Annotated in this window: 15 protein-coding genes and 1 riboswitch; of the genes, 3 read left to right on the forward strand and 12 right to left on the reverse strand. The window is 64.1% G+C overall.

The features are described from left to right. Positions 1-28 precede the first annotated feature (28 nt). From HNP00_RS06150 to HNP00_RS06165, 4 genes are all read right to left on the reverse strand, one after another. Positions 29-493 (reverse strand): MaoC family dehydratase, encoded by a 465-nt coding sequence (locus tag HNP00_RS06150; RefSeq protein ID WP_184737027.1) that lies wholly within the window; start codon positions 491-493, stop codon positions 29-31. Positions 494-597: 104 nt separating this feature from the next. Then, positions 598-1,821 carry an acyl-CoA dehydrogenase family protein gene (locus tag HNP00_RS06155; protein WP_184737029.1) on the reverse strand — a complete coding sequence of 408 codons (1,224 nt, stop codon included), beginning with the start codon at positions 1,819-1,821 and terminating at the stop codon, positions 598-600. A gap of 1 nt (position 1,822) precedes the next feature. Continuing rightward, positions 1,823-2,719, reverse strand: a complete 897-nt coding sequence (locus tag HNP00_RS06160; protein WP_184737031.1) for an amidohydrolase family protein — start codon at positions 2,717-2,719, stop codon at positions 1,823-1,825. A 1-nt stretch (position 2,720) separates the two neighbouring features. Continuing rightward, positions 2,721-3,665: an SDR family NAD(P)-dependent oxidoreductase gene (locus HNP00_RS06165; protein WP_184737033.1), complete on the reverse strand. Its 945-nt coding sequence runs from the start codon at positions 3,663-3,665 to the stop codon at positions 2,721-2,723. 123 nt (positions 3,666-3,788) lie between these two features. Here HNP00_RS06165 and HNP00_RS06170 point away from each other — a divergent pair, with 123 nt between their 5' ends. Both HNP00_RS06170 and HNP00_RS06175 read left to right on the forward strand, forming a co-directional pair. Then, positions 3,789-4,259, forward strand: coding sequence for a MarR family winged helix-turn-helix transcriptional regulator (locus tag HNP00_RS06170; RefSeq protein WP_184737035.1), 471 nt, complete (start codon positions 3,789-3,791; stop codon positions 4,257-4,259). A 140-nt stretch (positions 4,260-4,399) separates the two neighbouring features. After that, positions 4,400-5,398, forward strand: coding sequence for a S1C family serine protease (locus HNP00_RS06175; RefSeq protein WP_184737037.1), 999 nt, complete (start codon positions 4,400-4,402; stop codon positions 5,396-5,398). A 65-nt stretch (positions 5,399-5,463) separates the two neighbouring features. Here the strand turns inward: HNP00_RS06175 and HNP00_RS06180 are convergent, their stop codons facing one another. Together HNP00_RS06180 and HNP00_RS06185 are read right to left on the reverse strand one after the other, a co-directional pair. Next, positions 5,464-5,604, reverse strand: a complete 141-nt coding sequence (locus HNP00_RS06180) for a hypothetical protein (protein ID WP_172465476.1) — start codon at positions 5,602-5,604, stop codon at positions 5,464-5,466. 120 nt (positions 5,605-5,724) lie between these two features. Continuing rightward, complete coding sequence (locus HNP00_RS06185; RefSeq protein WP_260404800.1) at positions 5,725-6,099, reverse strand: hypothetical protein; 375 nt, start codon at positions 6,097-6,099, stop codon at positions 5,725-5,727. An 80-nt stretch (positions 6,100-6,179) separates the two neighbouring features. On the opposite strand from HNP00_RS06185, the gene HNP00_RS06190 reads away from it, so the two are divergent. Then, entirely contained in the window at positions 6,180-7,625 is a 1,446-nt protein-coding gene (locus HNP00_RS06190; RefSeq protein WP_184737039.1) for an MFS transporter, read from the forward strand. Positions 7,626-7,698: 73 nt separating this feature from the next. Here the strand turns inward: HNP00_RS06190 and HNP00_RS06195 are convergent, their stop codons facing one another. The 6 genes from HNP00_RS06195 to aroA form a co-directional block, all read right to left on the reverse strand. Then, complete coding sequence (locus HNP00_RS06195) at positions 7,699-8,412, reverse strand: metal-dependent transcriptional regulator (protein WP_184737041.1); 714 nt, start codon at positions 8,410-8,412, stop codon at positions 7,699-7,701. Positions 8,413-8,441: 29 nt separating this feature from the next. Then, on the reverse strand, positions 8,442-9,218 hold the full coding sequence (locus tag HNP00_RS06200) for a class I SAM-dependent methyltransferase (RefSeq protein WP_184737043.1): 777 nt from the start codon (positions 9,216-9,218) through the stop codon (positions 8,442-8,444). 50 nt (positions 9,219-9,268) lie between these two features. Then, positions 9,269-10,696, reverse strand: coding sequence for an aminotransferase class V-fold PLP-dependent enzyme (locus tag HNP00_RS06205; RefSeq protein WP_184737045.1), 1,428 nt, complete (start codon positions 10,694-10,696; stop codon positions 9,269-9,271). 35 nt (positions 10,697-10,731) lie between these two features. Continuing rightward, positions 10,732-10,844, reverse strand: a riboswitch (SAM riboswitch). 159 nt (positions 10,845-11,003) lie between these two features. After that, positions 11,004-11,816 (reverse strand): histidinol-phosphatase, encoded by an 813-nt coding sequence (gene hisN, locus HNP00_RS06210; protein WP_184737047.1) that lies wholly within the window; start codon positions 11,814-11,816, stop codon positions 11,004-11,006. A gap of 94 nt (positions 11,817-11,910) precedes the next feature. Continuing rightward, a complete protein-coding gene (rsgA, locus tag HNP00_RS06215; protein ID WP_184737050.1) occupies positions 11,911-13,026 on the reverse strand; it encodes a ribosome small subunit-dependent GTPase A in 1,116 nt (371 codons plus the stop codon). 2 nt (positions 13,027-13,028) lie between these two features. Continuing rightward, a complete protein-coding gene (aroA, locus tag HNP00_RS06220; protein ID WP_184737052.1) occupies positions 13,029-14,423 on the reverse strand; it encodes a 3-phosphoshikimate 1-carboxyvinyltransferase in 1,395 nt (464 codons plus the stop codon). Between the last annotated feature and the right edge of the window lie 6 nt (positions 14,424-14,429).

Consider the following 14,429-nt stretch of genomic DNA (forward strand, 5'->3'; position numbering starts at 1 on the left):
GAGGGGTGGGGGCGTTAGAAGTAGCGGGCTACTTGTAGAAGCGGGCGAGGAATTCGGCCACGACTGCCGGGCGTTCCTGGCCTTCGATTTCGATAGTGTTGGCCACCTTGATCTGGGCGCCGCCCTTGACTTCGGAGACTTCCGCGATGGTGGCTTGCATACGGATGCGCGCGCCCACTTTGACCGGGGACGTGAAGCGGACCTTGTCCAAGCCGTAGTTCACTTTGGTGGTGACACCTTCGACGTCGAACAGCTCGCCCCAGAACGGGATGATGAGCGAGAGCGTGAGGAAGCCGTGGGCGATCGGGGCGCCGAACGGGCCGTCCTTGGCGCGTTCCGGATCGACATGGATCCAATGGATCCACTGGTCATCCCCGGTGGCGTCCGCGAACTTGTTGATTTGTTCCTGGGTGATTTCGCGGTATTCGGTGACACCGAGATCGGTTCCGGCAAGGGTGAGCAGTTTGTCGAAGTCGACGACGAGATTGGGCATTGTTGCCTCCTGTGGTGGTTAGGTTGTGGAAGAAGTACGACGGCGTGACTCGCTTTTGCGGGGGCGGCCTGCCATCGCGCCGTGCTGGCGGATTTCGAGCGCAACTAGCGCGCGAAAGCGCTCTCGCCCGTAAGTGCGCGCCCAACGATCAGGGCGTTGATTTCGTGTGTTCCTTCGTAGGAGTAGACGGCTTCGGCGTCGGCGTGGAACCGGGCAACATCACTCTCGAGCGTGATTCCATTGCCGCCTGCCAGCTCGCGCGCCAGGGCGACTGTTTCCCGCATAGCCAGGCAGCTTTGCATCTTGGCGAGCGCGGAGTCCTGGTCGCGGTAGATCCCGCGGGCCTGCTGTTCGGTCAGCCTGACCACGAGGGACAAGCTTGCCGTGAGGTTGCCAAGCATGCGGGCCAGCTTCTCCTGCACCAGCTGGAAAGAACCCAGCGGGCGGCCGAACTGCCGGCGCTCGCGGACGTAGCGGAGGCCTGCTTCGAAGGCGCCGGCCTGGATGCCGGTGGCGATCCAAGCTACATCGGAGCGCATCGCGCGGAGCATCGCCGCCACATCCTTGAAGGAATTCACGCCGTGCAGGCGCATGGATTCAGGGACACGGACGCCGTCGAGCGTGATGTGGGCATTCTGCATCATCCGCAACGAGGTCTTCCGGTGGATCTTCTCCAGCGTCACCCCGGCGGCCTCGCGGTCCACGAGGAACGCTTTGACTTGACCGTCCGCGACATCCCGGGCGAACACTGCCAGGACATCCGCCGTCGAAGCGCCCCCGATCCAACGTTTGGCACCATTGAGGATCCAGTTGTCGCCGTCGCGGCGAGCAGTTGTAGAGAGTCCGCCGGCAATGTCCGAGCCGGATTCCGGTTCCGTCAGGGAGAAGACGCCCTTGAGCGAGAAGTCGACAACCCGTGGCATCCACTCGGCCTGCTGTTCCGCCGAGGCGCCCACGCGGATCGCGGTGCGGAAGAGGCCGGCTTGTGCCGTGTACCACGTGGCCAGCGAAGCATCCGTGCGGGCGAGTTCGAAGATCCTGAAGCCCTGGTAGATTCCGCGGGCCGGACTGCGCTCTGGCCCCGGGCCCGTGAGTTCGGCCGGTTCCATCAGGTCCAGATCGATGAGTGGCCGGGCCAACTGGGCAGGGAACTCGCCCCGTTCCCAGTAGTCGGCCAACAATGGCTTCGCTTCACGGTCCAGGAAGTCGCGCAAGCGGCCCAGGACCCGGCGCTCGTCCTCGGTGAGGAGGGACTCGGCGTCGTAATAGTCGCAGACGCCGTAGAGGCGCTCCGCCGCCGCTGGCTCCACACGGATCTCCAAGCTCATCTCAGCCGCCCAGCCCGAGCAGGCGCACCGCGTTGTCCTTGAGGATCTTGGGCCTGACCTCGTCCTTGAGCGGGAGGTCGGCGAAAGCGGCCAGCCATTTCTGCGGGGTGATGAGGGGGAAGTCCGTGCCGAACAGGACCTTGTCCTGCAGTACCGAGTTGGACATGCGCACCAGTGACTCCGGGAAGTATTTCGGGGACCAGCCCGAGAGATCGATGAACACGTTGGACTTGTGCGTGGCGATCGAGTTGGCTTCATCCTGCCAGGGGACCGAGGGGTGGGCCATGATGATTTGAAGTCCGGGGAAGTCCGCGGCCACGGCGTCGAGCAGGAGCGGGTTGGAGTAGGCCAGCTTGATGCCGTAGCCGCCGGGAAGGCCGGCACCCATGCCGTTCTGGCCTGTGTGGAAAATCGCCGGGAGGCCCAGTTCCTGCAGGGTTTCCCAGAGCGGGTAGAACTGTTCGTTCGAGGGGTCGAAGCCCTGCAGGCTGGGGTGGAACTTGAAGCCGCGGGCACCGAGGTCGATCGCCTGGTGCTTGGCACCCTGGATGGCCTCGGCCTCGGTGCGGGGATCCACGCTGCCGAACGGGATCAGGACATCGTTGTTCCTGGCGGCTCCCGCGATCAGTTCGGGGATGCTGTTCGGTTCGTGCTTGAGCTGCGTACGGGCGTCCACAGTGAAGACGACGGCGGCCATGTTCAGTTCGCGGTACACCTCCGCGATCCGGTCCAGCGAAGGCGTGCGGTCCTCGGCCCTGAAGTACTTGGCGGAAGCTTCCGTCAGGGCCGGTGGCAGGGATTCGTGGCCGTGGCCGTCCACTTCGAGGTGGACGTGCATGTCGATCGCGTCAAGTTTTGAGGCGTCGATGCCGAGCTCGTAGCGTTGGGGCGCGGCCATGTCAGCGGACCTGTGCCGCGGCGGCGGCTTCGGGCCGCAGATCCTCAGGCAGCGGCAGGAATTCCTCACCGACGCTCTGTAGCTTGTCGCCGAACAGCGTGCCGAAGTTCTCTACGAGGTCCTCGTAACCCCAGCCGCCCTCCCGGTATTCAGTCGCGGCGGCTTCAGGGTGGGTCCACAGCTGGAGGCGGTCTCCACCGGCGCCGATGGCCTGGCCGGTAATGCCGGCCGCTTCGTCAGAGGCGAGGAAGGCTATGAGCCCGGAAACGTCATCGGCTGTCCCAAAGCCGAGCTCGTGGCGGAAGAAGTGAGGCATGGCCTCGCCGCGCTCGTCCGCCTCTACTGCCTTTTGGAAGTAAGGGACGGTCTTGGTCATCGCCGTGGCGGCCACCGGGATCACCGCGTTGGCGGTGACGTCGGCCTTCTTCATTTCCAGCGCCCAGGTCCGGACCATGCCCACGATTCCGGCCTTCGCGGCGGCGTAGTTGCTCTGGCCGAAGTTGCCGCGTTGTCCGGTCGGGGAACCGATGGCGATGATGCGGCCAGCGATGCCGTTCTCCTTGAAGTAGCCGAATGCTTCGCGGGCGCAAGTAAAAGTGCCGCGGAGGTGGACGTTGATGACCAGGTCGAAGTCTTCGTCCGTCATCTTCAGCAGGCTCTTGTCCCGCAGGATGCCGGCATTGGTGACCAGGATGTCCAGACGGCCAAATTCTACGACCGCCGCTTCCACCAGCTGCTTCGCTGCTTCTGTGCTGCCCACGGGAGCGACAACGGCGAGTGCCCGGCCGCCGTCGGCCTCGATGGTCCGGACGGCTTCGCCGGCCACCTCGGCGTCGACGTCGTTGATGACCACCGCCGCACCCTGACGGGCGAGTTCCCGGGCGTAAGCAAGCCCCAGGCCCCGACCGCTTCCGGTGACAATCGCTACTTTTCCTGACAGGCTCATCGCTGCTCCTTTGCTCGATCCCCGTGCATCCAAGCCCTGGGCGTGGGATGCTGTTCTGTATCCATGAAAATACGTATAGTTGAAAATGTCAACGATTGATTTTGAAGATTATTGGAGTTTGTTATGACGATCGAGGCGCAGGACGAGCAACAGGCTGCCACGAAGGACCGGCTGCTCGCCGCTCCTATCAGCCAGGACGCGGGTTTCCTCCTGGCAAAGCTCCATGCCGGCGGCTCGGTCCTGAATAACCGGGCGCTTGCTGAGTTCGACCTCAAGGAGAGGTCTTACTCGGTCCTGATCCTGGCCAACAGCGGCCTGGAGCCTACCCAGCGGGAATTGGCGGACTTCCTCAGCCTTGACCCCAGCCAGATCGTCGCCTTGGTGGACGAGCTTGAAAAGCGGAAGCTTGTGTCCAGGGCACCGGGCAAGCAGGACCGCCGGGCCAAGACGGTGACGGCTACGGCGAAAGGGACCCAGCTGCTCGCCCAAGCAGCCGTTGCTGCCCGCCGCGCGGAGTCCGAGGTGCTCGCGGCGCTCTCAGACGAAGAAGCCGCCCAGCTCAAGGTGTTGCTGCGCAAAGCGTTGTGGGGTTAGGCATTATGGGGTTAGACGCTCTGGGTTAGGCCTGCTGGGGTGGGGTGCCAACCGTCGTTCACCCACGGCGTAGGCCGGAACGGACTAACCGCGGCAGTGTATTCGTTGATATAGACACCATCGGTTACAGGAGGTGCGCGATGAGTACGTTGCCGGAAGAAGCTTTTCCCGAGGACATCCCTGACGCCCCATCGGACGACGAAGCCTTGGACGCCTACTCGCGGACGGTCATGCACGTGGCGGAAACCGTCACGCCGCATGTTGCCGCGTTGGAGATGAGCAGCGCGCGCAGGAACGGCCAAGTGAGGATCGGAAGCGGATCGGCCGTAGTGTTCACGGGGGATGGCTACATGCTGACCAATGCGCACGTGGTCTCCGGTCTCCGCTCCGGGAGGGCGATCTTCGCCGACGGAACACACACCGACGTCGAACTTGTGGGTGCGGATCCTCTGTCCGACCTCGCCATCGTTCGGGGGCATCGCACCCCGCCGCCTGCCATCTTGGGCAACGCGGAATCCTTGCACGTGGGCCAGTTGGTGATCGCCGTGGGCAACCCGCTAGGGCTCGCAGGATCGGTGACTGCCGGCGTTGTCAGCGGACTTGGCCGTTCAATTCCGGTCAGGTCTGGCCGGCACAGCCGGGTCATCGAAGACGTCATCCAGACCGACGCAGCGTTGAATCCGGGCAATTCCGGGGGAGCTTTGGCCGACACCAAGGGGCGGATTGTTGGAATCAATACCGCCGTGGCGGGCCTGGGCCTCGGGCTTGCCGTGCCCATCAATACCACCACTCAACGGATCATCGCCGCCTTGCTCAGGGACGGTCGGGTACGCAGGGCATACCTGGGCCTGGTCAGTACCCCTATTCCGTTGGAAGCAAGTGCGGTGATCCGGACAGGCCAAAAGGAAGCGCTCCGGGTAGTGGAAGTCATCGCCGGGTCTCCGGCAGAGCGGGCAGGACTGATTGCGGGCGATTTGGTCCTCAGCGCGCAGTCACGGGCCGTGTCCAGTGCGGAGAGCCTTCAGAAGCTCCTGTTTTCGCAGGCGATAGGGGAGCCATTCCCCCTGACGGTCTTGCGCGACGGCAAGATCCATCAAATCGTTGCCGTACCGAGCGAAATGACCGACGCGGACTCATGAAAGAGCCAGTTCCCTAGAAAGCCGGTTCGCCAAAAAGCCGGGGCCTTGATGGCCCCGGCTTTCTGTTACTTCTTCCTCATCCTCAAATGGGCCACGGGATCCACGGCAGCGTCGGATTCGTGCTTGGCACGCTTCACGGCCCGTTTTTCCTTGATGGACTTGATACTCTTCTTCGTCTCGTGCTGGTGAGGCGCTTTGTCAGGCATGTCATGCTCCCTAACTACGGATCTTCCCTGAGATCCTGCAAAGAGGGTCCTGAAAGGCCCTCTCCTTGTAAGTTACGCCTGTTTCGGCCGAAAGCAACCGGCCGCCAAACGGACCAACAGCTAGGCTTCCGACGCCGGAACGTCCACAATGCCCACGAACCGCGAGCCGATTCCTTCGTACTCGCTGCGGACCTCGCCGGGCAGGATTCCTGGAACCTCGCTATTGCGGTGGTGCCCGCAGAAAACGTAGGTGAACTCAGGCCACCACTTCTTGGGACGGGCGGCCTCGGTGTAACCGCACACGACACAACTCAGGTGAACCCAGACGGGACGCTTGCCGGTGCGGTTGGCGCGCGATTGGACGAGCCACTGCGGTGGGTTGTCCTGCAGCTCGGTCAGTTCGGCTTTTGAAAGCCTGGACGGGATGCCGTGGCGCTGGGCCATTTCCATCGAAATATCAAGGGCCAGTGCGGCGTCACGTCTGCTAATCACCATTCAACGATACGGGACGATCGCCGTGGCAGAACCCCGGAGGAATCCCGGCCTCAGTGGACAGACAGGCGTAGGCTGTGGTCATGACCGACGCAGCGGCCCTGCTGCCAAGCACTCCGCTGCAAAAGCGGGTCCTTGTTGTGGCTATTGTGGCTTCATTCATCGCCATTTTGGATGGCTTCGTAGTGAACCTCGCGCTCCCGGCGATTGGCCGCGAGCTGGGTGGTGGACTTGTCATCCAGCAATGGGTGGTGGATGCCTACCTCTTGACCCTGGGCGCGCTGATCCTGGTTGCCGGGTCGTTGTCCGACCATTTCGGACGTGCGCGGATCCTGGAATGGGGACTCGCCGGTTTCACCATGACGTCCGTCATCTGCGGGCTCGCCTGGAACGGGGAGGTGCTGGTGGTCTCACGGGCCCTGCAGGGGATCGCCGGAGCACTCCTGGTTCCCAGTTCGCTCGCCATGATTGTCACCTTCTTCTCGGGGCCGGCGCAGTCCAAAGCGATCGGCCAGTGGTCCGGCTGGACCAGCGCGGCAGCTATCGTGGCTCCGCTCATCGGTGGCGCCTCGGTGGATCTGTTGTCCTGGCGCGTCATCTTCTTCATCAACGTGATTCCGGCGGTCGCCGTCTGGCCGATTTTGGCGGGGTTGCGGAAGTCCGACGCCGCCACGGACAGGAACAAGAGGATCGACTATCTTGGCGCCTTCCTGGCCATGGTGGGACTCGGTGGCCCGGTCTACGCCTTCATTGAACAGGGGCGGATGGGCTGGGGGAACATGCTGGTCTGGATGCCCCTCGCGGTCGGGGTGGTCGGGATGACCCTGTTCGTGATCCACGAAGCCAGGACCCCGGAGCCAATGCTGCCCCTCCGGCTCTTCGGCATCCGCAACTTCGGCTGGGGAAACCTGGCCACACTGGCGATTTATGGTGCCCTCTCGTTGGGCTTCTTCGCGGTGGGCATCTATTTGCAGCAAGTGGGAGGAATGAAGGCCACGACGGCCGGCATCGCTCTGCTTCCCGCGACTGTGATCCTGATGCTCACGGCCTCGTTCTTCGGCGGGCTGGCCGGCAAGTACGGTCCGCGGTGGTTCATGACGGCGGGTCCGTTCATCTGTGGAATCGGGTTCCTCATGACCATGGCGGTCCAGGAGCCCCTGAACTACTGGACGCAAGTGCTACCCGGGCAGATCGTGTTCGGAATCGGCCTCAGCACCTTGGTGGCGCCCCTCACCGCTGCGATCCTGGGGGCCGTTCCCACCGAAGAGGCAGGGATCGGCTCCGCCGTGAACAACGCGGTAGCACGTATTGCAGGCTTGATCTGCATCGCATTCGCCGGGCTCATCATCGGCCCGGTCTTCAGCCGCCAAGGACTCATCAATGCGGTGGTGGTCACCGCTGTGCTGTTCTTCATCGGGGCGGCGGCATCCGCCGTCGGGATCCGGAACCCGGTCTTGGCCCCTGCGGTGACGGAATCTCCGGAAGGTCCAGCCCCCGACGACGGCGGGACGGCAGCCCGGCGCGCCTGAACAGTGCTTTCCAAGACGCAGTGTTTTCCAAGACGCAGCCCGCTCCAGTGACTGCGGTCCAGCGACAGTTTCGTCAGCGTTCCGCGAGGACGCAACCTTCGTGAGCGGTGTCCGTCGCCACCCACAGTGCGGAGGTGACTTCATCGGCGAGGTCGTAGTCGCGACTGCCCGGACCTTTGCCGATCCGTACCACCAGGGCGCCTCCGAACGGTTTGCGGCCAATCACTTGGATACTGGCGTCAAGGTCGATTTCCTCCGCGGACAGGTAGCGCAGCAACTCGGGGTTTTCGTCGCTGATCCGGGTGATCCTCCCTGAGTGGCCGTCGTCGAGCTCGATCATCCGGTGCGCGTGCGGCAAGGTCACCGAACCGTCCGCTGCGGGGATGGGGTCACCGTGGGGATCCCGTCCGGGATTGCTTAGCTTGGCTGCCATACGATCGATGAAGGTGTCCGAGACGGCGTGCTCGAGCATTTCGGCCTCGTCATGGACTTCGTCCCAGCTATAGCCGAATTCCCGCACGAGGTAGGTCTCGATGAGGCGGTGCCTGCGGACCATGCCGAGGGCAAGCTGCATTCCTTGGGGCGTCAAAGTAATGGCGCTGTAGGGCTGGTGGTCCACCAGGCCTTGGTCCTTGAGCTTGCGGACCATCTCCGAGACGGAGGAATTGGCGACGCCTAGCCGCTGTGCCAGCTGCGAGGACGTGATGGGTTTGTCCTGCCACTCCGTGAAGGAGTAGATGACCTTGACGTAGTCCTCGATCGAGGAGGAGGGCGCACTGGTCTTCACGGTTCCAAGCCTATCGTGAACCGGCGGCCTCAGACCTTCCGCGCCCGCCAGCTCTGCGTGAGGTACGGCAAGGGGATGACCTCGCCCTCAGTGTGACCCAGATGCTCGAAGAGATACCAGTCGAGATTCCCCATGACCTTGGCCCGGGTGGCGTCATTCGCCCTCAAGTAGTAACTTCGGGACTTCACCAGTTCGAGGATGTCAGCCGGCGTTACAGGATCCTCCCAACGCGTCACGTGGCTTTCGAGGCCAGCGAACTCCGGGCCCACCACAGGCCGGAAGTCTGGCTTGTGGACATCGCCAGCATGCATGATCCGCGACAAACGGTGGACCCAGGGCACCGAAGTGTCCAACTGGTTCCAAATCAAGCCGACAACACCGTGGGGCCGGAGGATCCGAGAAATCTCGGTGCTGGCTGCGAGGGAATCGCACCAGTGCCACGCTTGCGCAACGCTGACGACGTCGAATGCTGAGTCCGTCAGTCCAGTTGCCTCAGCCGTTCCCTCCAAGGCGACCACTTGGGGAAACGCCTTGCGCAGCTGCGTGAGCATGTCAGTGGAAGGGTCCACCGCAGAGACGTTCAGCCCGCGCTCGACCAGGAGCGCAGTGAACTTTCCGGTACCGGCTCCCAGGTCCGCCGCGTCCCGTGCCCCTTCCGGCAGCAGCCAATCGGCCGAATCCGCGGGGTAGCCGGGCCGGACGCGGTCATAATGCTCCCCGCCGTCCTGGAAACTCTGACCGAGCTCAAGGCGCCGTTCCTCGTAGAGCTTGGGGCCGGCCGAGGTGCCTTTGTGTCGCGGGGCCACGTAGCAACTCCTTCGTAGGACATGAAAAATACCCTACGAATCTACCGCAATCAGTCAGTGCTGCAGGGAGCTGCGCCCGCGGTCCCGGGGGTGTTGGGAGCCCACTCCGGGTAGCTGCGGTGGTCGTTTGCAGGCACCCAACGGCCGGCGTCCACGACGTAATCCCAGCCGAGGCCATTGCTCTTGAGTGCCTGGATGCCCGCGATGAGCCGGGTGGCGTCTTCCAGCCGTGACCCCACGCCGAAACTGGCCCGCAGGGATCCGGACGGGAGGCCCAAGCGCTTGAGCAGCGGATGGGCGCAAAAGCGCCCATCGCGCAGGCCAATGCCGTGCTCGGCCGCAAGATAGGCCGCCACGAGGCCTGCGTCGTAGCCCTGGAGCGAGAAGTTGACCACGCCGATGGTGTCCTGGGGATCGGTGTCGCTGAAGATCTGGTGGACGGTCACGCCGTCGATCTCGTTGAGGCCGTCAACCAAATGCGAGCGGATGGCGGCTTCGTGGGCGTGCCACTCGTCATGGTCGAGGCTGGCGATGACCTGGGTAGCCCGTGCAAGGGTGGCAGCACCGAGTACGTTCGGGGAGCCGCCTTCGTGCCTGGCCGGTCCCGTGGCCCAGCTGACGGAATCGAGGCGCGCCTCGCGGACTGCTCCGCCTCCAGCAAGGTGCGGTGTTCCGGCATCGAGCCAGTCGGGACGACCCACCAGGACACCGGCGCCGAACGGTGCATAAAGCTTATGCCCCGAGAAGACCAAGTAGTCAACATCCGCGGCGGCGATATCGATCCGGCGATGCGGGGCGAGCTGCGCCGCGTCCACCACAATCCGCGAGCCGAATTCGTGCGCCAGGGCAGCGAGGGCCTTGATGGGCAGGATCTCACCGGTCACGTTCGACGCGCCGGTGACTGCCAGGAGGCTGATGCCCCCGTGGGAGAGGGCGGTACGCACATTGGCGATAGTCTCGGCCAAGGTTCCCGCGGCAACGATGCTGCGGTGGGGGACGCCTTGCCACGGCAAGAGATTGGCGTGGTGTTCGATGTCCAGATAAAGGACTTCTCCAGTGTGCCGACCGTCCTCAACCGGCAAGCAGCCGGCCAGAAGATTGAGGGAATCGGTGGTGTTGCGCGTGAATATGACGGAATCGTCTGCCCGCCCGCCAACGAAATCACGGACGATGTTGCGGGCGTTTTCATAGACCGAGGTGCTGATCTGGGATGCGTAGCCTGCACCCCGGTGGACGCTCGCGTAGTACGGCAGGATCTCGTTGAGGTACGCGGAAACCACTGTCAACGCAGGTGCCGAGGCGCCGTAGTCAAGGTTGGCGTAGCGGACGTGGCCGCCCTGGATCAAGGGTGCCTGCAATTCGGCGCCGGTGACCGCGGCGAGTGGGCGTGATGCCGGAGACGGGCGGGCTGATTGCTTGTGCTGGGCTTCTCCGTCGAATTCGGAGACGGTGGGAGAAGTGAACGTGGCTGTGCTCATGGGACCTCACTCAAGAGGGACCCCTGCGTGCAGGGGATCCGCGCTTGCCGCATCCGTTCCGGACCGGCCGGGTCGTCACCCGGGGCACCCCGCCGCGATGGAGGGTTGCCGGCCAGCAAACCGGGGTTTCGCGCTGGCACTCGTGACCTGTAAAGAGACTAGGACACCGGCAAGGCGGGTTCCAATGTGACTCCGATTGTTAAGCGGATTATTACGGTGGCCGGAAATTGTGCCTTCTGCCGAAGAAAAAGTGGCGGACGCCCCGAAAATGGGACGTCCGCCGTCGATTATTCAGTGAGCAGGGGGTTCAGAGCAGGTCGTCGAGCTCGGGGTTGAGTCGTTTGAGGACCTCGGAGTGCAGGATCGAGTTGGTGGCTACGGCATTACCGCCGAAGGGGCCGTCCGCGCCTTCGAGGGACGTGAAGCGTCCGCCGGCCTCGGTCACGATCGGCACCAGGGCCGCCATGTCGTAAAGCTGGAGTTCCGGCTCGGCGGCGATGTCCACGGCGCCCTCCGCCACGAGGCAGTAGGACCAGAAATCGCCGTAGGCGCGGCTGCGCCAGACATCATTCTCCAGTCCGAGGAAGTTGTCGAGGGAACCGTGCTGCTTCCACTCGGAAAGTTCGGAGTAGGAAAGCGAGGCATCCTCAAGCCGTGACACATTGGATACTTTCAGCCGGGTGGCAGCGGCAAGTGACCGGCCCATGTAGGCGCCCGAGCCCTTGGCAGCCCACCAGCGCTTGCCGAGAGCCGGAGCACTGACAAGTCCCACCACTACTTCGCCCTCGTCCACGAGGGCGATCAGCGTTGCCCAGACGGGTACGCCACGCACGAAGTTCTTGGTCCCGTCGATGGGGTCGATGATCCAACGCCTCGAGCCGTGGCCGGTGCTGCCGAATTCTTCCCCGAGAACGGCGTCGCGGGGGCGGGAACGGGAGAGCTGTCCGCGGATTGCTTCCTCGGCAGCCTTGTCGGCATCGGTCACCGGGCTCAGGTCGGGTTTAGTCTCCACCTGGAGGTCCAGTGCCTTGAACCGCTCCATTGTCAGGGAATCGACGGAGTCGGCCAGGACATGGGCCAGCCGAAGGTCGTCGTTGTAGCTCGAATCGGGTTGGGTCATGGTTCCAAACTACCGTCTATTCGCCCGTGAACCGGGGAGGTAGGACGGCAAGCGGCGCGCAGTCAGTTGACGGTGCTGTTAATTGACCGTGCTGTTAATTGACAGTGCCCAATTCCTTGGCCTCTTGGGCTTCCATGCGCGGGTCCGCGCCGAGGAGCCGGCGCAGCGACGCCAAGCGGGCGGGCCCGGCCTCGCCGGCATGGCCATCAGCGACCCAAGAATCCAGACCGCAACGGACCGCGGTGGCATCGTGCTTGCAGCCCCGCTCGCACGCTTCGGTTCCAGGTTCAAGATCCGGGAAGGCGTGCAGGATGCGATCCGGGTTCACGTGGGCCAGGCCGAAGGAACGGATGCCGGGCGTATCGATGATCCAGCTGCCGCCGGGGGCGTCGTTGAGCTTCAGTGCAAGGGCAGAGGACGAAGTATGCCGTCCGCGACCCGTCACTGCGTTGACCCCGCCGGTGGCGCGCTCGGCTCCGGTAAGTGCATTCACCATGGTGGACTTCCCGACGCCGGAGTGGCCCAAGAGGACTGTGACCTTGCCGTCGAGGTAGTCCCGCAATTGGCCGACGGCGTCGCCATCTAGCCGGGCGGACAAGCCGTCGTCGGAACGGGCATCGATGCCCGAAGCGCCTGCGTCGGCGGTCCGGCTGATGATGATGGGGAAGCCAAGGCTCACATAGTTGGCGAGCAGTTCCGTCGGATCCTTGACATCCGCTTTGGTGACGAGCAGCAGTGGCTCGATCCCGGCGTCGTACGCTGCTACCAAGGCGCGGTCGATGAATCCGGTGCGCGGCTCCGGGTTGGCGGCCGCAACAACCACCACCAGCTGGTCGGCATTGGCCACCACGGCCCGTTCGATGGGATCCGTGTCGTCGGCACTTCGCCGCAGGAGGGTCTTTCGCTCCTCGACGCGCACGAGGCGGGCGAGGGTATCCGGGGCTCCGGACACATCGCCCACGAGTGCGACGAAGTCTCCAGGAACCACGGGGGAGCGCCGAAGTTCCCGGGCTCGGGCAGCAATGACGACACGCTCGTTGCCCGAGCCTTCGCCCACCACCGCCGTGTAGCGGCCGCGGTCGACTGTAATGATGCGCCCGATCACGGCGTCGTCGTGGCTGGGGCGGTCCTTCGTACGGGGGCGTGTGCCCTTCTTGTTGGGTCGGATCCGGACATCGGACTCATCCCAGGAACGTGCGTCGCGAGCCATCGTTAGTTGCTTGTCTCCGTTGAGCCGGCGTCCGCGGCCGCTTGGCCGGCACTGAGCATCGATGCCCAGATGTGCGGAAATTCGGGCATGGTCTTGGAAGTGGTCGCGATGTCTTCAACCCGGATGCCCTCGACGGCGAGCCCAAGGATTGCGCCCGCGGTCGCCATGCGGTGATCGGCGTAACTGTGCACGACTCCGGCGTGCAGCTTTGCTGGCCGGATCACCAAGCCATCGCTGGTTTCCTCGGCGTCGCCGCCAAGCCGGTTGATTTCGGCAACCAGCGCAGCAAGTCTGTCCGTTTCGTGGCCGCGCAAATGCGCGATGCCAGTGAGCCGGGAAGGGCCCGAGGCCAAAGCGCACAGTGCCGCGACCGTGGGGGCGAGTTCGCTGGTTTCGTCGAAGTCGGCACCCAGGATTTCGGAGCCGCCCGTTACTGTCAGCGTGCCGTTGTCCAGCGTGACAGTGGCACCCATGGTGGCAAGAATGTCCCGCCAAAGGTCGCCGACCTGCGTGGTGTTGGCCGGCCAATTGGGTATGCGGATGGTTCCCTTGGTGGCGAGTGCCGCCGCGAGGAACGGACCAGCGTTGGAGAGATCCTGCTCGATTCTCTCGTCGAAGGCACGGATGGTGCCGTGGGCCACGCGCCAATGGTTCGGCACGGAGTCATCCACCTGTACCCCGACGCCGCGCAGGACCGAAACTGTCATGTTGATGTGGTCCAGGCTCGGCACGGGCTTGCCCACATGTTCCAGGTGCAGGCCTTCTTCGAAACGGGCACCCACCAGCAGCAAGGCGGAGACGAACTGCGAAGAGGCGCTCGCATCGATCACGAGGTGGCCACCGCGTACGGAACCGGTACCGGAAACTCTGAACGGCAAGGAAGCGGCGTTCTGCCCGTCCACGGCGCTGACTTCTACTCCGAGCGTTCGGAGGGCTTCGATGATGGTGCCCATGGGACGTTTGCGAGCGTGCGGATCGCCGTCGAACACCGAAACACCGTTGCGGAGGGCAGCAAGGGGCGGCACAAAGCGCATGACCGTGCCAGCAAGGCCGCAGTCGATGGCGGACTCAGGGGCGGCTGCAGCCGCGTCCATTGGGGTGATTTCCAGGTCCGGCCCGTACTGTCCGTCGCCGGGGACTTCGGTAACGGTGGCGCCAAGCTGGCGCAGGGCTTCGACCATCAGGGCGGAGTCCCGCGAGTGCAGGGGTGTGCGCAAGCGGGACGGGCCATCGGCCAATGCCGCCAGAACGAGGTAGCGGTTGGTCAACGACTTGGAACCAGGAACAGTAACCGTGGCATCCACGGGGTGGTCGGCGAAAGGCGCTGGCCACAGGGGGAGTGCGGAGGCGGTGGTGCTGCCTGATTCGTCTGTTTGCGTGGCGGGGGTTCCTGGCATGCTTCC

The sequence above is a fragment of the Arthrobacter sp. AZCC_0090 genome, assembly GCF_014207375.1.
Lineage (GTDB): Bacteria > Actinomycetota > Actinomycetes > Actinomycetales > Micrococcaceae > Arthrobacter.